The sequence below is a fragment of the Sphingopyxis sp. A083 genome, assembly GCF_001468495.1.
Lineage (GTDB): Bacteria > Pseudomonadota > Alphaproteobacteria > Sphingomonadales > Sphingomonadaceae > Sphingopyxis > Sphingopyxis terrae.
In genome coordinates this window covers 419,207-439,070 of record NZ_LNSK01000002.1, presented here as the reverse complement: position 1 = coordinate 439,070, position 19,864 = coordinate 419,207, and the positions used below count along the sequence as shown (strand labels likewise).

The 19,864-nt window shown below is 64.6% G+C and carries 17 protein-coding genes and 2 tRNA genes; 7 read left to right on the top strand and 12 right to left on the bottom strand.

The genetic code is table 11. From position 1 onward, the window contains the following. Position 1: 1 nt before the first annotated feature. Entirely contained in the window at positions 2 to 955 is a 954-nt protein-coding gene (lipA, locus tag ATE59_RS06225; RefSeq protein ID WP_058811605.1) for a lipoyl synthase, read from the bottom strand. Between the two features lie 36 nt (positions 956 to 991). On the opposite strand from lipA, the gene ATE59_RS06220 reads away from it, so the two are divergent. Then, positions 992 to 1,630 carry a carbonic anhydrase gene (locus tag ATE59_RS06220; protein WP_003051719.1) on the top strand — a complete coding sequence of 213 codons (639 nt, stop codon included), beginning with the start codon at positions 992 to 994 and terminating at the stop codon, positions 1,628 to 1,630. Between the two features lie 48 nt (positions 1,631 to 1,678). Then, complete coding sequence (locus ATE59_RS06215; protein WP_058811604.1) at positions 1,679 to 3,022, top strand: chloride channel protein; 1,344 nt, start codon at positions 1,679 to 1,681, stop codon at positions 3,020 to 3,022. Between the two features lie 307 nt (positions 3,023 to 3,329). Here the strand turns inward: ATE59_RS06215 and ATE59_RS06210 are convergent, their stop codons facing one another. Both ATE59_RS06210 and ettA read right to left on the bottom strand, forming a co-directional pair. After that, a complete protein-coding gene (locus tag ATE59_RS06210; protein WP_082657323.1) occupies positions 3,330 to 3,773 on the bottom strand; it encodes a PaaI family thioesterase in 444 nt (147 codons plus the stop codon). Positions 3,774 to 3,778: 5 nt separating this feature from the next. Next, entirely contained in the window at positions 3,779 to 5,458 is a 1,680-nt protein-coding gene (ettA, locus tag ATE59_RS06205; protein WP_003051732.1) for an energy-dependent translational throttle protein EttA, read from the bottom strand. 134 nt (positions 5,459 to 5,592) lie between these two features. Here ettA and ATE59_RS06200 point away from each other — a divergent pair, with 134 nt between their 5' ends. Next, positions 5,593 to 6,954, top strand: coding sequence for a M28 family peptidase (locus ATE59_RS06200; RefSeq protein ID WP_058811602.1), 1,362 nt, complete (start codon positions 5,593 to 5,595; stop codon positions 6,952 to 6,954). Between the two features lie 146 nt (positions 6,955 to 7,100). Continuing rightward, positions 7,101 to 7,352 (top strand): hypothetical protein, encoded by a 252-nt coding sequence (locus tag ATE59_RS06195; RefSeq protein WP_003051737.1) that lies wholly within the window; start codon positions 7,101 to 7,103, stop codon positions 7,350 to 7,352. 113 nt (positions 7,353 to 7,465) lie between these two features. Here the strand turns inward: ATE59_RS06195 and ATE59_RS06190 are convergent, their stop codons facing one another. From ATE59_RS06190 to ATE59_RS06165, 6 genes are all read right to left on the bottom strand, one after another. Beyond that, entirely contained in the window at positions 7,466 to 9,325 is a 1,860-nt protein-coding gene (locus ATE59_RS06190) for a CshA/CshB family fibrillar adhesin-related protein (protein ID WP_040590764.1), read from the bottom strand. 104 nt (positions 9,326 to 9,429) lie between these two features. Then, positions 9,430 to 9,506 (bottom strand) — tRNA-Pro (locus ATE59_RS06185). A 38-nt stretch (positions 9,507 to 9,544) separates the two neighbouring features. After that, positions 9,545 to 11,020: a M20 family peptidase gene (locus tag ATE59_RS06180; protein ID WP_058811601.1), complete on the bottom strand. Its 1,476-nt coding sequence runs from the start codon at positions 11,018 to 11,020 to the stop codon at positions 9,545 to 9,547. A 60-nt stretch (positions 11,021 to 11,080) separates the two neighbouring features. Continuing rightward, positions 11,081 to 11,156: transfer RNA gene (locus ATE59_RS06175), tRNA-Ile, on the bottom strand. A 10-nt stretch (positions 11,157 to 11,166) separates the two neighbouring features. Next, on the bottom strand, positions 11,167 to 12,108 hold the full coding sequence (locus ATE59_RS06170) for a polysaccharide deacetylase family protein (protein WP_231737198.1): 942 nt from the start codon (positions 12,106 to 12,108) through the stop codon (positions 11,167 to 11,169). A 119-nt stretch (positions 12,109 to 12,227) separates the two neighbouring features. Next, positions 12,228 to 13,847 (bottom strand): sensor histidine kinase, encoded by a 1,620-nt coding sequence (locus ATE59_RS06165; protein WP_231737197.1) that lies wholly within the window; start codon positions 13,845 to 13,847, stop codon positions 12,228 to 12,230. A 167-nt stretch (positions 13,848 to 14,014) separates the two neighbouring features. Here ATE59_RS06165 and ATE59_RS06160 point away from each other — a divergent pair, with 167 nt between their 5' ends. Further along, entirely contained in the window at positions 14,015 to 14,488 is a 474-nt protein-coding gene (locus tag ATE59_RS06160; protein ID WP_003051752.1) for an Lrp/AsnC family transcriptional regulator, read from the top strand. Between the two features lie 61 nt (positions 14,489 to 14,549). On the opposite strand, the gene ATE59_RS06155 is transcribed toward ATE59_RS06160, so the two are convergent. Together ATE59_RS06155 and ATE59_RS06150 are read right to left on the bottom strand one after the other, a co-directional pair. Beyond that, the gene (locus ATE59_RS06155; protein WP_058811598.1) at positions 14,550 to 15,842 is read right to left on the bottom strand and encodes a hypothetical protein; all 1,293 of its coding nucleotides are present in this window, start codon (positions 15,840 to 15,842) and stop codon (positions 14,550 to 14,552) included. Positions 15,843 to 16,002: 160 nt separating this feature from the next. Then, a complete protein-coding gene (locus tag ATE59_RS06150; protein ID WP_003051763.1) occupies positions 16,003 to 16,299 on the bottom strand; it encodes a hypothetical protein in 297 nt (98 codons plus the stop codon). A 68-nt stretch (positions 16,300 to 16,367) separates the two neighbouring features. Here ATE59_RS06150 and ATE59_RS06145 point away from each other — a divergent pair, with 68 nt between their 5' ends. Next, positions 16,368 to 18,725: a hypothetical protein gene (locus ATE59_RS06145; protein WP_058811597.1), complete on the top strand. Its 2,358-nt coding sequence runs from the start codon at positions 16,368 to 16,370 to the stop codon at positions 18,723 to 18,725. Between the two features lie 100 nt (positions 18,726 to 18,825). Next, complete coding sequence (locus ATE59_RS17750) at positions 18,826 to 19,293, top strand: hypothetical protein (RefSeq protein ID WP_156416719.1); 468 nt, start codon at positions 18,826 to 18,828, stop codon at positions 19,291 to 19,293. A 31-nt stretch (positions 19,294 to 19,324) separates the two neighbouring features. On the opposite strand, the gene ATE59_RS06140 is transcribed toward ATE59_RS17750, so the two are convergent. Next, positions 19,325 to 19,861 carry a DUF1003 domain-containing protein gene (locus ATE59_RS06140; protein ID WP_058811596.1) on the bottom strand — a complete coding sequence of 179 codons (537 nt, stop codon included), beginning with the start codon at positions 19,859 to 19,861 and terminating at the stop codon, positions 19,325 to 19,327. Positions 19,862 to 19,864 lie beyond the last annotated feature (3 nt).

Below are 19,864 nucleotides of genomic sequence, written 5' to 3'. Positions count from 1 at the left end.
GTCAGTCCGCCCTGGCGCGCGCGAGCTGGGCTTCGCGCGCGGCGCGCATCTTCGCGAAATCGTCGCCCGCATGATAGCTCGACCGCGTCAGCGGCGAAGAAGCGACCTGCAGGAAGCCCTTGGCGCGGGCGATCTGCGCATAGGCATCGAACGCCTGCGGCGTCACGAAGTCGATCACCTTCGTATGCTTGGGGGTCGGCTGGAGATATTGCCCCATCGTCATGAAGTCGATGTCGGCGCTGCGCATGTCGTCCATCACCTGATGCACTTCCATCCGCTCTTCGCCGAGCCCGAGCATGATGCCCGATTTGGTGAAGATCGACGGATCGCGGCGCTTGACGCTTTCGAGCAAGCGGAGCGACGCATAATAGCGCGCGCCGGGACGGATCGTCGGATAGAGCCGCGGAACCGTCTCCAGATTGTGATTGTAGACGTCGGGCCGCGCATCGACGATCGCGGCGACGGCATCGTCGGGCTTGTTACGGAAATCGGGGGTCAGAATCTCGATCGTCGTCTGCGGCGTTTCGCGGCGCAGCGCCTCGATCACCTTGACGAACTGGCTGGCGCCGCCATCGGGCAAATCGTCCCGGTCGACCGAGGTGATGACGATATGGGTCAGCCCCATCTTCGCCGCCGCGGCCGCCGTATGTTCGGGTTCGAGCAGGTCGACGGGGCGCGGCATGCCGGTCTTGACGTTGCAGAAGGCGCAGGCGCGCGTGCAGGTATCGCCGAGGATCATCACCGTCGCGTGCTTTTTGGTCCAGCACTCGCCGATGTTCGGGCACGCCGCTTCCTCGCACACCGTATGCAGATTGAGGTCACGCATCAGCTTGCGCGTTTCGGCATAGCCGGGGCTGGTCGGCGCCTTGACGCGGATCCAGTCGGGTTTGCGGGCGCGATCGGACGGTTTTTGCAACGGAGCGTTCATGGCGCCCACATAGGCGCACACGCACATCTTCTCAACCGTCCATCCTGTGCTAAAGCGCGCGTCATGACTCGCTTTGCAGAACTGATCGACGGCTATCGCCGTTTCCGCGCCACCGGCTGGCAGCAACAGCGCGACCGGTGGGATGAATTGGCCGAGGGCCAGTCACCCAAGGTGATGGTCATCGCCTGTTCGGACAGCCGCGTCGAACCGTCGCAGATATTCGACACCAATCCGGGCGAGATATTCGTCGTGCGCAATGTCGCCGCGCTCGTCCCGCCCTTTGAAACGACGCCGGGCCGTCACGGCGTATCGGCGGCGCTCGAATTTGCAGTGCAGTTTCTGAAGGTCGAGGAAATCGTCGTGATGGGCCACGGGATGTGCGGCGGCTGCCACGCGGCGCTGCACCGGACGATGGAGGGTGCCGAACCGGGCCGCGGCGGCTTCATCGCCGACTGGATCGCGCTGCTCGACGATGCGAGCGCCGACGTGCGTGCGGCGCATCCCGACTATGACAATCGCGTCGCGGGCCGTGCGATGGAGATGGCGGGCGTGAAGGTCAGCCTCGACAATCTGCGCACCTTCCCGTGCATCGAGGAGAAGGAAAAGCGCGGGACGCTGCGGCTGCGCGGCGCCTTTTTCGCGATCAGCGACGGCGTGCTCCACATTCTCGATGAAAAAACTGGAGAATTTTCGCCCGCCTGACCCCGCCAGGGGTTGCGCTCCCCCGCGCGGGGGTCCAACAGGCGCGCCATGCTCTCCAAGCCCAACCTGCCGCGCTGGATGCGTCTGTGGCAGTTGCGCGCCGGCCGGCGCGCGCGCAGCGAGGTCGTCGATATCCGGCGGCGCGTCGCGATGGTGGGCGGGGCGCTGCTCCTTGGCTTCGTCGCCCTCGCCTTCGCGGCGGCGGGCGACAAGGTTCAACGGCTGATCTTTCAGATATCGGCGATCGCCTGGTGGTTGCCGCTGCTCATCACGCCGTCGATATTCGCGCTGATCGTGTGGCTGACCAACCGCTATGTTCCCGACGCGCGCGGTTCGGGCATTCCGCAGATCATCGCCGCGGGGCGCTATCCCGATCAGGCGGCCGACGGCCCGCTGGTGTCGCTCAAAACCGCCTTTGCCAAGCTTGCGCTGACGCTGACGACGCTCGCCGCGGGCGGATCGGTGGGACGCGAGGGGCCGACGGTTCAGGTCAGCGCGGCGATCATGGTCGCGATGCACCGGCTGCTCAAGGTCCGCATTTCCGCCGGGGTGTTCATCGCCGGCGGCGCCGCGGGGGTCGCCGCAGCCTTCAACACGCCGCTCGCCGGGATCGCGTTCGCGATCGAGGAACTCGCCTCCGCCTATGAACAGCGCGTCGCGGTGCTGACGATGGGCGCGGTGATGATCGCCGGTCTCGTCAGCCTCTCGGTTGCGGGCGACTATGTCTATTTCGGCGCGATGCGCGAGACGCTACCTGTTGCCGACGTGCTGTTGATCGCGCCGATCGCCGGGATCGGCGGCGGTTTGGCCGGCGGGCTCTTTGCGCGGATCGTGCTGGCGGCGAGCGACCGGTCCGCCGGCTGGGCGCGCAAGGCCGCGTCGCGCCCGATCCTTTTCGCAGCCGTTTGCGGCCTCGTCGTCGCGGGGGTGAGCATCGCGACCGGCGGCGCGACGTGGGGCACCGGCTACGACGTCACCAAATTCCTGGTTGAAGGCAACCACGGCAAGCTGTGGTTCTTTCCCGCCAAGTTCGTGACCGCGCTCGCCTCGACGTTGAGCGGCGCGCCGGGCGGCATTTTCGCGCCTTCGCTCGCGGTGGGCGCCGGGTTCGGCAATTTGTTGACGCCAGCCTTTCCCGACAGCCCCACCGGCGCGGTGGTGATGATGGGCATGGTCGCCTATTTCGTCGGGGTGGTGCGCGCGCCGCTGACCGCCGTCATCATCCTGATTGAAGCGACCGCCGCGCGCGGCGTGATCCTGTCGCTGTTCGCGACGGCGCTGATCGCCGACTGGACGAGCGCGCAGGTCTGCCCCACCCGCCTCTATCATGGGTTGTCGAAGAGGATGATGCCGACGAAGCAGAAAGCGTCGGCTACGCCATCGGAGGGCTAAATTCCGGGCGCCGGGTGGCGGCTTTGGGGTGGGGAGCGGACGTTGTCTAATCACTCTCGTCACCCCGGCGAAGGCCGAGGTCCAGAGCGTTAAAAAGTCGGTGTTGGTGCTGTGAAGCACTGGACCCCGGCCTTCGCCGGGGCACACAATATCAACGCGAGACTTTCATACCTTCGTCATCCCGGACTTGATCCGGGATCCATTATTCCGACGCTGCGTGAATGGATCCCGGATCAAGTCCGGGATGACGAAGGAAAATAAGTCCGCAATCGGTCGTAACCGGCCATTCGCCTGGATATACACCCGCCTAGGGAATAGCGTAGGTCACGTTCGCCTGTCCGACCGGCTTGTCGGGATCGTCGGTCCACACGCGGACATCCATCACCGCGAGCCGCTTGCCGAGGCGCAGCATATAGGCGTCGGCCATGACCGGGCCCGGTCGGCACGGGCGCAGGAACTGATAGTTGAGCGCGCTCGTCACCGCCATCGCGACGGGGCCGATATGGGCGAGGACGAGAGCGTAGGCGGCCATATCGGCAAAGCCCATCTGCGTCGGGCCGGAAATCAGCCCGCCGGGGCGCAGCGCCTTGTTGTTGGGGTCGATGCGCGCCTGGATATGGCCCGGCGCGGCCGCAACGACATGGCCACGCGACCCCGGTTCGGAGTGGGGGAAGGCTTTGGCCATGAAGGCGTTGAGCGCGTCCGCATCCATGCGGATCGCGCTCGCCGAGATAGGCGCCTCCCCCGCCACGATTTTTAGCGCGACAGCTTCTTGTAGGTCGTCGCGTGCGGGCGCGTCGCTTCGTCGCCGAGGCGGCGGATCTTGTCCTCCTCATAGGCTTCGAAATTGCCTTCGAACCATTCGACGTGGCTGTTGCCCTCGAACGCCAGGATGTGGGTCGCCAGACGGTCGAGGAAGAAGCGGTCGTGGCTGATGACCACGGCGCAGCCGGCGAAATTTTCGAGCGCTTCTTCAAGCGCCGCGAGCGTTTCGGTGTCGAGGTCGTTGGTCGGTTCGTCGAGCAGGAGGACGTTGCCGCCCTCCTTCAGCATCTTGGCCATATGAACGCGGTTGCGTTCGCCGCCCGACAACATGCCGACCTTCTTCTGCTGGTCGCCGCCCTTGAAGTTGAAGGCGCCGACATAGGCGCGGGTCTGCATCTGATGCTTGCCGATCGTCATCAGTTCGTGCCCGCCCGAGATTTCTTCCCAGACATTCTTATTGGGGTCGAGCGCATCGCGGCTCTGGTCGACATAGCCGAGGCGCACGGTGTCGCCGATCACGACCTCGCCGCTGTCGGGGGTTTCCTGACCCGTGATGAGCTTGAACAGCGTCGACTTACCCGCGCCGTTCGGCCCGATGACGCCGACGATGCCGCCCGGCGGCAGGGTGAAGGACAGATCTTCGAACAATAGCTTGTCGCCATAGGCCTTTGAGACATTGTGAACCTCGATCACCTTGCCGCCCAGACGTTCGGGCACCTGAATGACGATCTGCGCCTTGCCGGGGGTGCGGTTCTCCTGCGCTTCAACGAGCTGGTCGAAGCTCTTGATACGTGCCTTCGACTTGGCCTGGCGTGCCTTGGGCGACTGCCGGATCCATTCGAGTTCGTCCCGGATCGCCTTCTGGCGGCCCGCTTCCTCGCGCGATTCCTGTTCGAGGCGCTTCGCCTTCTTTTCCAGATAGGTCGAATAATTGCCCTCATAGGGGAAATAGCGACCGCGATCGAGTTCGAGGATCCAGTTCACGACATTGTCGAGGAAGTAGCGATCGTGGGTGACGAGGATGACGTTGCCCGGATAATCAACGAGATGCTTTTCGAGCCAGGCCACGCTTTCGGCGTCGAGGTGGTTGGTCGGTTCGTCGAGCAGCAGGATCGATGGCTTTTCGAGCAGCAGGCGCGTCAGCGCAATACGGCGCTTTTCACCGCCCGACAGGCTTTCGACGCCCCAGTCGCCCGGCGGACAACGCAGCGCTTCCATCGCGATTTCAAGCTGGTTGTCGAGCGTCCAGCCGTCGACCGCGTCGATCTTTTCCTGCAACTCGCCCATTTCGGTCATCAGCGCGTCGAAATCGGCATCCTCGGGCGGATCGGCCATCAGCGCGCTGATCTCGTTGAAGCGGTCGAGCATGTCGGCGACGGGGCGGACGCCGTCCATGACATTTTCCTTCACCGTCTTCGTCGGATCGAGTTCGGGTTCCTGCGCCAGATAGCCGAGGGTAATCCCCTCGCCCGGCCACGCTTCGCCGGTGAAATCGGTATCGATGCCCGCCATGACTTTCATCAGCGTCGACTTGCCGGTGCCGTTGGGGCCGACGATGCCGATCTTCGCATCCGAATAGAATTGCAAATTGATGCCGTTGAGCACCGGCTTTTGCGCGCCGGGATAGGTCTTGGTCAGACCCTTCATCACGAAACTATATTGGGCGGCCATGAAATGCTCCGAAACTGGCTGGGCCGCGCAGCGCGCGGCCGGAAGAGAATGAGGTCGCGGGCCGGTTAGCGAATGGGCGCGCGCTTGGCAATCGACGCTTGCGGCAGGGCGTATTGGCTGGTTAGGACAGAGGCATGACACATCGCCGCACCATCGCCCGCCTGACCGGCCTCGCCGCCTGTCTTTTGTCCACCGCCGCCCTTGCCGCGCCGAGCGCCGTCGAGATGGCGCAAACGGGCGAAGACCCGGCGCTCAAGATCACCGAAGACCTTACGACCGAGATCGGACCGCGCATGGCGGGGACCGAAGCCGAGGCCGCTGCCCGTAAATGGGCGGTCGAACGGCTGCGTTCAATGGGCTTCGCCAATGTTCGTGAAGAAGCCTATACCATGCCGGTCTGGGTCCGCGGCGCCGAGGCGGCCGAACTCACCGGACCGTTCCACCCCCAGAAGCTCGCGATCGCGGCGCTCGGCAATAGCGGTTCGACCGGTGCCGGGGGCGTCGAGGGCGAAATCGCCTATTTCCCGAGCTTCGACGCGCTGAAGGCCGCGCCCGATGCCGCGGTCAAAGGCAAGATCGTCTTCATCGATAACCAGATGAAGGCCGCACAGGACGGCAGCGGCTATGGCTATTTCGGACGCGGGCGCTTCGTCGGGCCAAACGCGGCCGCCAAAAAGGGCGCCATCGCCATCGTCATCCGATCGATCGGCACCGACAGCCATCGCAATCCGCATACCGGCGTGACCAATTTCGAAGCCGGTGTCACGCCGATCCCCGCGGGTGCCATCTCCAATCCCGACGCCGACCTGCTGGTCCGGCAGTGGCAGCACGGCAAGCCGCTGCGGCTGAAGCTGTTGCTGACCCCGAAAACGCTGGGCGACCAGCCGTCGGGCAATGTCATCGCCGAAGTCCCTGGCAGCGATCCCAAGGCGAGCCCGGTCATCATCGCCTGCCATCTCGACAGCTGGGATCTCGGCACCGGCGCGATCGACGATGCGGCGGGCTGCGGCATCATAACGGCCGCGGCGAAGCATATCATGGCCGCGGGGCAGCCGCGGCGGACGATCCGCATCCTGTGGGCCGGTGCCGAAGAAGTCGGCGTGTTCGGGGGCAAGGCCTATTTCGATGCCCACGGCAAGGAACGCCACGCGGTCGCCATGGAGTCGGATTTCGGTGCCGACCGCGTCTGGCGCGTCGATTTCAAGCTGCCCGAGGGCGCAGCCGGGCTTGCCGACCGCATCGCCGCGGCACTCGCGCCTTATGGAATCACCCGCGGAAAGCAGCCTGCGGGTGGCGGCGCCGATGTCGGCGCCCTGGTCGAGTCGGGGGTGCCGACCATCGACCTGCAACAAGATGGGACACGCTATTTCGATATTCACCACACGCCCGATGACACGTTCGACAAGGTGGATCCCGCACAAATCCGCCAAAATGTGGTCGCCTGGACGGTAACGATCGGGCTGCTTGCAAATAGCGCCGATGCCGAGCTACCATGACGGACAGCGCGGGGTAATCAGAACAGGGCGCGCCTGCCATCTCAATTATTTTTGTTGACGATTGGTACGGAACGTCTAAATCCCGCCGCTCGCGGGACGGGAAAGTTTCCCCAGCGCGGAATGGCATTTTAGGGAGCCCACACATCATGAAGAAGTTTGCTGCTATCGCTGTTGCTGCCAGCATGTTCGCCCTCGCCGCTTGCGGTGAAAAGGCTGCTGAAGAAGCGACCACCGAAGCTCCGGCTGCTGACACCGCCGCTGAAGCTGGTGCGGACACCGCCGCTATGGCTGCTGACTCGGCTGCTGCTGCTGCCGACACGGCTGCTATGGCTGCTGACACCGCCGCTGCCGCTGCTGACTCGGCTGCGACCGCTGCCACGGCAGAAGAAAAGAAGTAAGTCACAGCCCTTCGGGGCAATGACCGAAACAAAGGGCGGTCTTCCTTCGGGAAGGCCGCCTTTTTCTTTGCGCGATGCCTTTTGCCTTCGTCAGCCTGAGCGCACGCCGCGGATCAGTTGATCCGGCCCTCGATGCTCAGCGTGAAGCTGGTAGGCGTGCCGGTCGATCCCGCCATGCTGCCCTGCGGCCGCAGGCAGACATAGCGGACCGCGGGGTCGTAGGTGGTGACCGGCGAATAGGTGCAGGCGGCAAAGCTGGCCGGCGCGGTTGCAGCATTGGAATAGCGGATATCGCTCGCGGCGCTGAAGGTCAGCGCGCTCGTCGGCGATCCCTGGGTGAAGACCGGCGATGCCGCGGTCCCGACGCTGATCTGCGCCGGCAAGCTGTCGACGATGAACACGCTGTTGCTGTCGGTCGCGGTCGGTCCGCTGTTCTGAACCGTGAAGCTGTACCGCACGACCGCCCCCGGTATCGCCTTCGGGTTCGTCGTGCCGTTCACGGGGTCCGATACCAGCGTCGAACTTTTGGCGATTGCCAGCGTGGCGTTCGATCCGCGCTTGGTATTGGTGATGACGCAAGCGATCACATCGCCCATTTGCGGCGTCACACTGCCGCCCGCGGCTGTCGGCAGGACCGTCGAAGAGGTCGCCGCATTGGTGCAGCTCATCGTCGCCGTATACTGGCCCAGCGTCGTCGTCCCTGCGGCCGCTTCCGACAGGCTGTACGCCGTGCCGGCGCTGAGCTGCACCTGCGGCGTCGAACCATTCGACACGGTCGCCCCGCTGCCCGTCGTGGTGGTGGTGCCGACCACCGTGGCACCCTGCGCGATCGTCAGGGTGAACTGGTCGCCGCTGAACTGACGGCCGGACGCTGCCAGAGCCTTGGTCAGTGTCAGATGCGGATAAGGCGTCTCGGTAAAGGTGCATTGCACCGCATCGCCGAACTGGAGCGATCCGAAATTATAGGCGGTGGTGACGACATTCGTCGGCAGCGGCGTGCTCGAACCGGTTGCCGTATTGGTGCAGGTCAGCGCCGAGCGATAATGCGACAGGCTGTTGACGCTGCCGGCGGCCATCGTCTGGTTCAGCGTCAGCGGGATCGCCGCCGAGCTCGACAGCGCGGCCGAGGTAAAGGGACCGAGGCCGGTGCCGCTCGACGTCCCCGTTGCCAGCGTCGATCCCGTTCCCGTCGTGTTGACCGAAAAGGTGAACTGGTCAGCCGGGTTGGCGCGTGCGCCCGAAATCTGCGTGTTCAGCCGTATCGAGGCGAAGCGCACCGCGAACATCGCGCCTTGCAGCCCCCCGCCCACCAAAGTCGTCGTTACCGACGTCGGCGATGTCGACCCCATGATATAGGCGCCGACGGTTCCCGCGGCGCCCGTTTCGGTGAAGCTGTTCGTTCCCGTCCCCGATGTCGTCGGATAGGTGCTGCCGCTGATCGGCCCGGCGCGATCGAGCTCCTGCCAGTTGCCGCCATTGGTCTGGAATCGCAGCGATTCGCCTTCGTTGCTCGACTCGCCGTCGGCGGCGACGAACATATAGGCGCTGATCGTCCCGGCTGCGGGCGGCGTCAGCGCGATGCTGCTGATCGCGATAGTCGTTGTCCCGGCCGCGGTCTGATACATGATCGGACGCCCGGCGATGCCAAGAAAAGCCGTATTGCCGACCGCACTGCCCGACCAGGACGGCGATGTAGCGGCGGTCATCGCCGCTCCTGACACCTTGAGATTGAAGCTCATCACCGTGCCGTCGGACAGGGTGAAGGAAAAATTCTGTCCGGACGCCGATCGCGCCGTCGTTTCGCTGTAACCGGTAAAGTCGAGCCAGCAATAGGTCTGCCAATCGGCAGGCCCGGTCGATCCCTGAGCGGTCGCGTAATAGCAATTGGCCGCCATTGCGGGACTTGCAGCGCACAGCGCCGCAAACAGCGCCGCCAGCGCCGCGAACAGTTTCTTCAGACTGCCGCCGGTCATCTCGATATCTGGTCCCTATCTCGACCCACAAGAATAGAGAGGATTGTTTAGCAGCGGGTTAAGCATGGCCGCGCGCAGCCAGAGGGGGCGCTGCGGTGAAGCATTGGTCGGGGAGACAGGATTCGAACCTGCGACATCCTGCTCCCAAAGCAGGCGCGCTACCGGGCTGCGCTACTCCCCGACCGTGGAAGGCGCCTTAGACAGGCTTGGGGCGCAAGTCTATCCCGCTGACGTCGCGATCAACCGCGCGTAGAAATCGATCATGCGTTTGAAGCTGTCGATCGCCATATGCTCGTTGGTGCCGTGGATCATTGCCGATTCCTTCAGCGTGAAATGCATCGGCATGAAGCGATAGACGTCCTCGGACACGCCCTCCATGCTGCGGCTGTCGGTGCCGCCGACGACGAGCATCGGGCTGAGCACCGCCTCGGGCGCGTCGGCGCGCGCCGCCGCGGCGATCCATTTCCAGCCCTGCGACGTTGACGAAGAGATGCGCGACGGTTCGCGCGGCGGCTTGACCCAGGCGAGATCGACCTTGGCGTCGCCCACCGCCGCCTTCGCGTGCGCCATGATGTCGGACGACCGGTTCCACGGCGCGATGCGATAGTTGATGAGCGCATTGGCCGATTGCGGCAGTACATTCTCCTTGGGGCTGCCCTCGAGCATCGTCGGCGCGATCGTGGTGTGAAAGGCGGCCGCAGTCGACGGCGAGCCGGTGAGCTGGCGCTTGAGTATCGAGCCGAACAGCCACTGGTTGGCGACCGCCATCTTGGTAACGCCGCCTTTCTTCGCGGCAAGCACTTCGATCATCGAGGCGCCGGGGCCGCGCACTTCCATCGGAAAGGGATCGCCGGTGATGTCGAGAATCGCCTTGGCCAGCGTTTCGACCCCGGTTTCGGCCGGCGGCATCGAGCTATGCCCACCGGGGGCATTGGCCGTGACCTTCAGCGTGCCATAGCCCTTTTCACCGACGCCGATCAGGATGGCCGGGCCGTTGATGACGGGCGTGTCGGTGAGTACGATGCTGCCCTCATCGATAGTGAAGATCGCCTTGACGCCCTTCGCCTCGAGCTGTGCAGCGGCGGCGATCGCGCCGGATCCGCCCGCCTCCTCGTCGTGGCCGGAGACGAGGTAGATGCTGCGCTTCGGCTTGAAACCCTGCACCGCCAGCGCATCAAGCGCCTCGAACAGGCCGACGAGCGATCCCTTGTCGTCGACGGTGCCGCGGCCCCATACCGCGTTATCGGCAATCGTCCCGGCGAAGGGCGGATATTTCCAGTCCTTCTCGGTCCCCGGGGTCACTGGCACGACATCCTGATGCGCCATGACGATGATCGGCGCCGCGGCGGGATCGCTGCCCGGCCATTGGTAGATCAACGTCTTGTTCGGCAGGATGGTGCGGGTCATCGCCGCATGGGCCGCCGGATAGCTCGCCGCGAGCCAGCCGTGCAGCCGGTCCCACTGCGCCCCGTCGTTGTCGGCGGCATCCTGATGCGAGATGGTCGGAATCTGGGCCGCTTCGCTCAGGTGCCGAACGGCGGCCTGCAGGTCGTACGTAGGCGCGGGCGCGAGCGTCACGTCGCTGCCGTCGGCGATGTCCTTGGGCGCAAAGGTCGCGGTTCGCACGCCCACGACAGCCCCGACCGCCACGATGACCGCCAGCCCGCCGAGCAGGATCGTCTTCTTGCTTGCCATGTCCCTCTCCCTTTCAACTCGGCCCAATGGACAGCGACCGGTTGCAATTTGCAAGGGAAATGGTGGGCCCGGCAGGACTCGAACCCGCAACCTAGCCGTTATGAGCGGCCAGCTCTAACCATTGAGCTACAGGCCCCCGAGAGGGATCAGCGGGCGATAGCCGAGCGCGTCGCCATTGCCAATATGCCGTCGGTGTCGATTGCGGCGATGCCGCGCCGCGCCAGATGGTCGAGCACCACGTCCCACCAGCGATAGAAGAGATCGAGGTCCGCGTCGCTGCGCACATAGGGCGTGTTGCCCGGTTGCAGCGAGGGCGAGTGGAACGAAAAGTTGAGGATGGGCAGGCTTTGCTCGATCGCGATGTCGATTGCGCGGCACGCCTTGTCGGCGGGAATTCCTTCGGGCGTCAGCGCGATGCGTTCGACGAGCCCCAGGCGCGCGAGCGCGGCGCCGGCGCGCAGGCCATCGCGCGCCACCCGGTGATAGACCGGCGGACCGAGACGGCCGAGCGCGCCCCCGAAGACGGTTGTGACGGGGACTTCCAGAATGGCATCGCTGCCCTGCCCCACCCACCAGGGCCGGAGCGGCGCGCAGCGATAGTCGGGACCATGGCCGGGACGATAGTCGAAGCCCGACCGGACCGAGGTGTCGAGCCGAAAGCCGAGATCGGCGAGCATCGCGGCGCTGCTGCGTCCCAGCCCGTAACGCCCCGCACGATAGGCGAGCGGCGCGGTGCCGAACCGGTCGCGGATGCCATCGCGGAGCGTCTGCATCTTGGCGCGCTGCAATGTTTCGGGGAGATTGCCAGTGTAGCTGTTGCGATCGTTCACCGCCTCGTCGAACGGCGGCGTTACCCAGGGATGGAGTTGGGCGCCGATGTCGCAGCGGCCTGACGCCAGCGCCGGTGCTAGAATGGCGACCGCCCGGTCGTCCTGCACGATCGGCCAGTCGACGAGATAGATGGGACGCACCCCGGCCCGTTCGAAATAGGATTGGCAGGCGGACAGCGCGGGGACCGAATCGAGCCGGAAATCGGTCCGCGAAAATGGTCCGTTCCAGTCAAAATCTTCCTCGGTATCGATCGTCACCCAAAAGCGCGGCGCCTCACCGTCCTTGAGTGCAATTTGACCGGATTCCGGAGGATAGGCCTGAATATTGGCCGCAGAACCCACCTTATTCCCCTTTACCCCGCCCCGATGCGGTTCGGCTATTCGCCGTGTTGGGCACCTAGTTCGGTGTCGGCCCTTGGGTTGGCCGAGGGAAGATACAAGGTCAAGGCATTATGACCGATATCGAGTCGTCCCCCGGCGCCGCGCGCCAGGCTGTCAACCAGTCGCAACGAAAAGCCGAGGCTGAGGATCGCGGCGCCGGGCGCCTCGCCTTCGGGGCTGAAGCCCGGATCGAGCAGATCGGCCGCCGATGCGAAGCGGATCGCGGCGGGACGCACGATGCGCAGTTGCAGCATGTCATCGGGACCGGCCTCCGCAACCAGCTGCCCGACAAGCGTCGTACCGGCTTCGCAAATATCGACGAGTGCGGTGAGCAGCCGACCGACCATCCGCCGCGAATTGGCATCGTCGGCATGAGCCAGAAAGGGACCACCGATGCGCGAAATGCTGAGGTCGATCCGCTGGTCGGCGAGCAGCGGCGCCAGGTCGCCTTCGATCTGCGCCATCACCGTCGCAAGGTCGGCGACCTCGTCGCTCGCCTTCGTCTCGACGACGCCTGTCGAACGTGCCGCGACCTCAAGATCGTCGATGATGTTCTGAACCGCGCCCGCGTCGGCGATGATCGAATCGGCCATCTTGCGATAGGCGCCGCTGACCGGACCGAACATCTGTCCCGAAATAATCTGGGCAAAGCCCGAGATCGCATTGAGCGGGCTGCGCAGTTCATGGATCAACTGCCGGATAGAGTCGCCCGAATCGCTCGATTCCGGGCGGCCATAAGGCAATTCATTGCGCTGCGGCCGCCGAGCGGTGCCGCGATAGCCGCAAAACTGACCGGTCGCGGGATCGAACCAGGGCAATGCCGAAAAGCGCCATTCGCCGGCGTCAGCTGCCGAACCTTCAAGGATCATACGGGCGTTGACGATTTCGGCACGCTGGCGAAACGCGCCCACTGCGGCGCCATCGGTCCCTGGCTCGCCGCCCAAGGCGCTCTCGGCGATCGACAGACCGATCGCCGCGCCGCGGGTTATTCCGTCGACCCAGCGGATCACGCCGTCGGGTCCGGTTTCGAACAGGAAGCTCGTGCGCGGCCGTGCCGGAGCGGGCTTGCTGCGCGACGACTGATATTTGTCAATCCGCCGTACCAGTTCGCTGATCTGGCTCGCAGGTGCCTCGTCGACGACGTCCGATGCTGCGGCGTCGGCGGCCGCGATCGCGGGTTGCGGCAGCGCGACCGATCCCGCTCCCAAACTGTCCAGTGCGCGGCGCACGCTCACGGGCAAATCGCTGCGCCCGGCGAGGATCGAGCGCGCGGTGGCGGCGGTCGTCGGCAGCATCGCCAACCAGTCCGCTTCGGCCAGCCGAGCGCGGCGCAGCATCGTTGCGGATACCGCCGGCACATCATTCGCATAAAAGGCGACCAGCGGCGCAAAGCGTCCGTGGCGGGCCACCGCAACGGCGCAATCGCGCCGCACCTTTTCAGGCACATCGCGGCGCAGCACCGCGAGCGCGTGGAAGGCGCGACGTATATCGGTCGTATCCAGTTGATTGCCGCGCTGCGCCAGAATATCGGTGAGCTGGCGCCACGCGGCGATGCTCGCACGGCGGTCCGCCGGCGCTTGCCGCAAGATGGTCGCGATCATCGAGTCAGCGGTCACGCGAGGCCAGCCCATTCCCGTTTTGTTGGTTAGCGGAAGCTTAGCGGCTAGCGTGAATCAATCGCTCACGAAAGAGGGTAAGGGCGCCACGTCACATTGTGGGACAATTGCAATCGCCTGAAATAATATTATGGTGAGGGCAATCGGGGAAAGCGGATGTTTCAATGATGGCAAGCCAGAAGTTCGATCAAATTGATTTGCAGATCCTCAACGAGCTGCAGAAAAACGGGCGCATAACCAATGTGGAATTGGCACAGCAGGTGGGGCTGACGGCTCCCCCGTGCCTGCGCCGCGTCCGCGCGCTGGAGGAGTCGGGCGTGATACGATCCTATCACGCCGATCTCGATGCCGCGAAGCTGGGTTACGGGATTACCGTCTTCGCGATGGTCAGCCTGCGCAGTCAGGCCGAATCCGACCTCAAGGCGTTCGAGGATTATGTCGGCGGGCTGGCCGAAGTGCGCGAATGTTACATGCTCAACGGCGAAATCGACTTCCTGCTGAAGGTCGTCGCGCGCGACTTGCAGAGCTTTCAGTCGTTCCTGACGGCGCATCTCACCTCGGCACCGAATGTCACGAGCGTGAAGACGTCGCTTACGATTCGCACCGCCAAACAACTCGCTGGCATCCCGGTCGAGCCATAATCGCGGCGCGCACGAAAAAGGGGCGCCCTCCTTGCGGGAGGGCGCCCCTTTTTATGTCCGATCAGTTCGCCGGTGCGGTGGCGGGTGCCGCTGCTGCGGCTGCAGCGGGCGCTTTTGCCGACAGGTGGATGGTCCACAGATTCGCGAGACGTGCCCGGTCACCCTGCACCTTCGCGAAGCTGGCGATCGCCGCATCCTTCTGCCCAGCGAGAGCCTGCGCGACGCCGAGGCGATATTGCGCAAGCGGGTCGCCGCCGGCAGCCGCCTTTTCATACAGCGAGATCGCGGTCGCATAGTCGCCGATGCCGACAAGGCCGTCGGCGGTCTGGCGCGCCAGCTTGGGGTTCGCTGCGGTTGCAGGCTTGGCCGCGTCGCCCTTGAGCGCGACGGCGTCGGCCTTGGCGCGCGGTTCCTGCGATTCGAGGATCGTGTTGAAACGCTCGTCGGACGTCTGGATGACGTTCGCAGCCTGGCCTTCCTTGATCACGGCCACTGCTTCATTCGGATAGCCTGCCTCGGTCGCCAGCGCGGCATATTCAAGATATTCGGGACGCTGCGTCATCGACTTGGTTGCGCGCATCAGGCGGAACGTGTCGAGGTTCATGACCTTGTCGCTCGCTTCCTGCTGCAGCAGGATGAAGAGCGTGTTCCGCCAGATCACCGGCTGCGGATAGTCCTGCAGGCGCATCGCCAGCATATCGAGCAGTTCGCTGTTGCGCTTCGCCGCCTGCAAGGCACTTGCCGGGCGAACATAAAGTTCTTCCGACGGCACACGGCCCGCGGCACGCGCCGCGGCGATCGCGTCCTTCGCAACAGCAAGCCCCTGATCGACCTGGTTCAGCTTGAGATAGCTGTCCATCAGCAGCACCGGCAGTCCCTGCTCGGTCGAACCGGCGGCCTTTGCGGCTTCCAGACGCTTGACGGCCTTCGCATAATCCTTGTCGCCATAGGCGAAATTGCCCGAGAAGAAATTATAGGCGGCCAGGCTTTCCGGCGGCGTCAGGCCCGATTCAAGCATCCCGTCGAGCGCCTTGCCCTGGATCGCCTTGTCGCTCTTGCCGATGCCGAGCTGAAGTTCGTAGAAGGATACGAGATATTTGTCGTCGGGGCTCGTCGCGCTCGCCTGCCCTTCGGCCAATGCGGCTTCGAGGGCCGCCATGTCCTTGGCCTTCGCCGCCTCGGTCAGCTTCTTGAGCGCAGGGCTGAATTCCTTGCTGGGCTTGAGCTGCGCGCCCTTCTCCTCTTCTTCCTTTTTCGGCTTTTCCTTCGCGGCGGCGGGCGCGGCGACAATCAGGGCGCAGCCGAGGACGGCGGCAACGGCGGTTGCGGACGTCTGGCGGAAACGCTTGAACATCGAAATCTCTCCTTTGTATCGGCCGCCGGTTTCCCGCACGAACAGGTCCGGCCACGTTCAGCAACGCGGCTAGCCCCGTCGCGTTGCCATGGCAAGACGAGCACGGTCGATATTTCCAATGGAGATTGCCGCCTGAACGGCGTTTGAACCCGAAACCGGGTCAGCCGATGGCGTCGATGGCGGCGTTGATATCGCGCAGCACTGCCGGATCGCCCGGGACCCCGGCCATCGCGCCTTCCGCTAGCTCGATCAGCGAGATGACCCCGAAGGTCGCGGCGAGGCTCTTGAGCCGCAGCGCCGCCATATGCCAGTTGGCATCGCAGCGCGACCGGCGCATCAGGTCGGCAAGCTCGCGGGCGCTGTCGGCAAAAACGGCGCGCAGATCCATGGCCATCGCCGCATCGTCGCCGATGGCCGAAGAGAGAAAGCGATCGAGAGGGCCGCTGTCGAACGACATTCCACAGCCTTGACAGCCCATGGTTAAGTTTCCGTTTCATGGTGGGCATTTGATGCTAAGATGGCCCGATGACGGGGGAAAAGAAAATCGTCGGTCTGTGGCGGGAGTCCGCGGCAAACCCGGAGAATGAGACGCCGGCGCAGACCGATGCACCGGCGAGCGAAGCCGCGCCCGCACTCGAAGCCGAGGTTCCGGTCGAGCGCGAATGGCTCGATATGACGCCGCTCGCGACCGATGACGACGATATGCCCGATGCAGAGAGCGGCGCGTGGCGCGACCGGCTGTTGCCGACGCTGCTGGTAATCATCGGCCTCGGCTGGTGCCTGTTCGCTCTGTTTACCGCGACGAAGGGTTTCGCGCGTCCGGTCGCGCCCGATCAATGGCCGGCGCTTGTCGCGACCCTGTCGATGCCGCTCGCTTTGCTGACTCTGCTCTGGATGGCGCTGCTTCGGTCGAGCCGGTCCGAACAGGCGCGCTTTGCCCGCCTCGCCGCGGCGCTGCGCCATGAAAATGATGCGCTTGCGCAATCAATGGCGTTGCTTGGCGAGAAACTCGGCGAGGCTCAGCGTCAGCTTTCGGAACAGGCGCGCAATGTTCAGCAGCTGGGCGTCGATGCCGTGCTCCGGCTCAACGACAGCAGCGACAAGCTCGCAACCAATGCGTCGGTCATCGCCAACGCCCACGACCAGCTCGCGCGATCGGGCGATGTCGCGATGCAGCGCATGGACGGCCTGCTCGCCGGGCTGCCGCGCATCGACGATGTGGCGCAGCGGCTCGCGGTCAATTTCCGCGAAGCGGGGCTCGTCGCACATCAGCAGGGCGCGAATCTTGAAGCCAAGCTCGCCGAACTCGGCGAAGAGGCGGCCAAGGCCGCGCGGACCGGCGAAGCCGCCGCAGCGGGCCTCCACGAAGCGCTCGGCGCGCTGCAACAGCAGACGCAGGAAACCGAATCGGGGCTGATTGCCGCGGCGTCGCAAGTCACCGACGCGCATGGCGTCGCGCTGGCGCAAATCACCCAATCCTCGGCTTCGATCCGCGATACGCTGCAGACGACGGTCGACAATCTGGGCGCGCGGCTCGACACCACCTGGCAACAATATCGCGACCGGGTCGATGCCGCCGCAGACCAGATGGATGCACGCCTTGCGTCGGCAGAAGCAGCCGGCACCGCGCTTCGCGACCAGCTCGCGGCGCATGGCACGGCGAGCGAGGAACTCGCGGCGCGGATTACGGCGCATGTCACCGAAACGCGGCAGCAGCTCGAGGTGCTCGATGTCAGCGTATCGGCCAGCACCGGCGTCATCGGCCGCGCGATCGACGATACCAAGGCACAACTCGGCGCCTTCATCGCCGATGTGCAGACGGGGAATAATTCGGCGCATCAGCTGATCACCCACGCCGAGTCGCTGTTGCTCGCGCTCGATGCGGTGACGCGCGAACTCGACGAAACGCTGCCCCATGCGCTCGACCGCATGGCCTCGCACGGCAAGGCGACCCAAGGTGCGCTCGGGCAGATCAAGCCGCTGCTCGAAGCCTCCGAACTTGTCGCGCAATCGACCTTGTCACACGTCAACGCAGTCAAATCGACGTTGCAGGCAAATGAAGCCAAGATGGCCGAGCATGGCGAAAGCCAACAGGCGCTGACCGATCGGGTCAACGCAGCGCTTGCCGACGCCGATGCGGCCCTGGCCCGGCTGCGCGCCGGGGCGGACGATTTCGCCGACCAAGGCGGGGCGCGGATGATCGCGACGCTTGCCGAAGTTCGCACCACCGCCGAGTCCGCAGCCGACGAAGCGCGGCAGACGCTCGAGCGACTGGTCGGGAATGCCCGCGATGCGATGCAGGCGACCGCGACCGAGGCCATCGACGCGGCGTTCAAGACCGAAGTGGCGGCGCAGCTCAAGGCGGTCGAGGATGCCTCGCAGCGCGCGGTGGAAGCGGCGAATGGCGCCGCCGATCGGCTCATGCGCCAGCTCATCACGATCATGGACACCAGCGCCAGCGTCGAACAGCGCGTCGCCGAAGCCGAGCAGGCCATCGCCGCATCGGATCGCGACTCGCTCGCAAAGCAGGTCGGCATCCTCACCGAAGCGCTCAAATCGAGCGCGATCGACATTACCAAGGTGATTTCGAGCGAGGTCAGCGACGCCGCGTGGGACGCCTATCTGAAGGGGGACCGCGGCATCTTCGCGCGACGCGCGGTGAAGCTGCTCGACAACAGCGAAACCAAGGAAATTCTGCGCCTCTACCAGAATGACGATGGTTTCCACGCAGCGGTCAATCAGTTCATCCATGACTTCGAGGCGATGCTGCGCCTGTTGATCGGCGCGCGCGACGGATCGGCGATCAGCGTGACGCTGCTGTCGTCGGACATCGGCAAGCTGTACGTGGCACTGGCGCAGGCGATCGACCGCCTGCGGAACTGATTGCGTAGCCAGGGCGCGCGGCAGTGGATGGGCTGCTATCGACCGATTGCAGACTTTGACCAGTCGTCATAAATTCGCGAGTGGCAGATGGAGGGCACGGGTGGCGAGGACCTTTTTAGGGACGTTGGCGGCAGCGGGCATCCTTAGTTCGTGCAGCGCCGATTACCCGGTTAATGCCGTTTTCCTGGAGGGTCGATTGGCCTTCGTAGGCGCCGAGAAAGATTGGTTCTTTGGGGAAACGGGATTTTGCCCAAGCTATTTCTCGGTTCGCGATGAATCAGGGAAGACTGTCTGGCGGATTGAGAACGCGACCGACAATGTTAAGTGCAATATTTTTCCGCTATTCTATGGCGTTGCACCCGAGAACTGGCGGCCAGCAGTGCCTGCCGAACCGCTGAAGTCGGGGCATCTTTACATCGTTAACGGAGCTGGCGGTGATCAATATCATGGCGCATTCCGCTATCGGGAGCGGCGTGTACTGGGCGTGACCAACGAGCCGGATACTGCACATAGATTTGAACGGCCGCCCTACGACTCGCCTGCCGAGAAAGCCTTGGAACCGTTGTAACGTCGGCTTTCCACCCCAAAGCCGCCGTCCCCTACCCGTTCCGATCGAGCCGTTCGCTCAAATCTTCGACCTTCTCGACCAGGTCGGCGATGCGCATACGGTCGATTTTTTCGTGCAGGCGCATGATTTCCAGTTCGGCGCGCAGATTGATTTCATAGTCGAGCCGGGCCGACAGCCGGTCCTTCGCCGCCTGCCGGTTCTGGCTCATCATGATCACCGGCGCCTGGATCGCCGCGAGCATCGAGAGCATCAGATTGAGGAAGATATAGGGATAGGGATCGAAGACGAGCCCCGCCCGCGCGAGGACGCTCGAATTGAGCAGCATCCACGCGACGAGCACGACGCCGAAGGCGATGATGAAACCCCACGAACCGCCGACGGCCGCCACCCGGTCGGCCAGCCGGTCGCCGAAGCTCGCTTCCTCATCGTCGATCTCGCCAGCGTTGCGGCTGGTCGGTGCGCGTTCGGCGATGGCGCAGATGACGCGCTGTTCCTGTTCGTCGAGTTCGTCGAACGCGCGCCCGAGCAGGCGCAGCGCCATGTCCGCGATCCGGGCTTCGTCATTCATGGC

Excerpts from the sequence above, each read along its gene's own strand:
- ATE59_RS06180 (WP_058811601.1), bottom strand. The coding sequence starts at position 11,020 with ATGGCAAGCAAGAAGACGATCCTGCTCGGCGGGCTGGCGGTCATCGTG.
- ATE59_RS06220 (WP_003051719.1), top strand. The coding sequence starts at position 992 with ATGACTCGCTTTGCAGAACTGATCGACGGCTATCGCCGTTTCCGCGCC.
- ATE59_RS06215 (WP_058811604.1), top strand. The coding sequence starts at position 1,679 with ATGCTCTCCAAGCCCAACCTGCCGCGCTGGATGCGTCTGTGGCAGTTG.
- ATE59_RS06200 (WP_058811602.1), top strand. The coding sequence starts at position 5,593 with ATGACACATCGCCGCACCATCGCCCGCCTGACCGGCCTCGCCGCCTGT.
- ATE59_RS06190 (WP_040590764.1), bottom strand. The coding sequence starts at position 9,325 with ATGACCGGCGGCAGTCTGAAGAAACTGTTCGCGGCGCTGGCGGCGCTG.
- ATE59_RS06195 (WP_003051737.1), top strand. The coding sequence starts at position 7,101 with ATGAAGAAGTTTGCTGCTATCGCTGTTGCTGCCAGCATGTTCGCCCTC.
- ATE59_RS06155 (WP_058811598.1), bottom strand. The coding sequence starts at position 15,842 with ATGTTCAAGCGTTTCCGCCAGACGTCCGCAACCGCCGTTGCCGCCGTC.
- ettA (WP_003051732.1), bottom strand. The coding sequence starts at position 5,458 with ATGGCCGCCCAATATAGTTTCGTGATGAAGGGTCTGACCAAGACCTAT.
- ATE59_RS06160 (WP_003051752.1), top strand. The coding sequence starts at position 14,015 with ATGGCAAGCCAGAAGTTCGATCAAATTGATTTGCAGATCCTCAACGAG.
- lipA (WP_058811605.1), bottom strand. The coding sequence starts at position 955 with ATGTGCGTGTGCGCCTATGTGGGCGCCATGAACGCTCCGTTGCAAAAA.
- ATE59_RS06145 (WP_058811597.1), top strand. The coding sequence starts at position 16,368 with ATGACGGGGGAAAAGAAAATCGTCGGTCTGTGGCGGGAGTCCGCGGCA.
- ATE59_RS06140 (WP_058811596.1), bottom strand. The coding sequence starts at position 19,861 with ATGAATGACGAAGCCCGGATCGCGGACATGGCGCTGCGCCTGCTCGGG.
- ATE59_RS06150 (WP_003051763.1), bottom strand. The coding sequence starts at position 16,299 with ATGTCGTTCGACAGCGGCCCTCTCGATCGCTTTCTCTCTTCGGCCATC.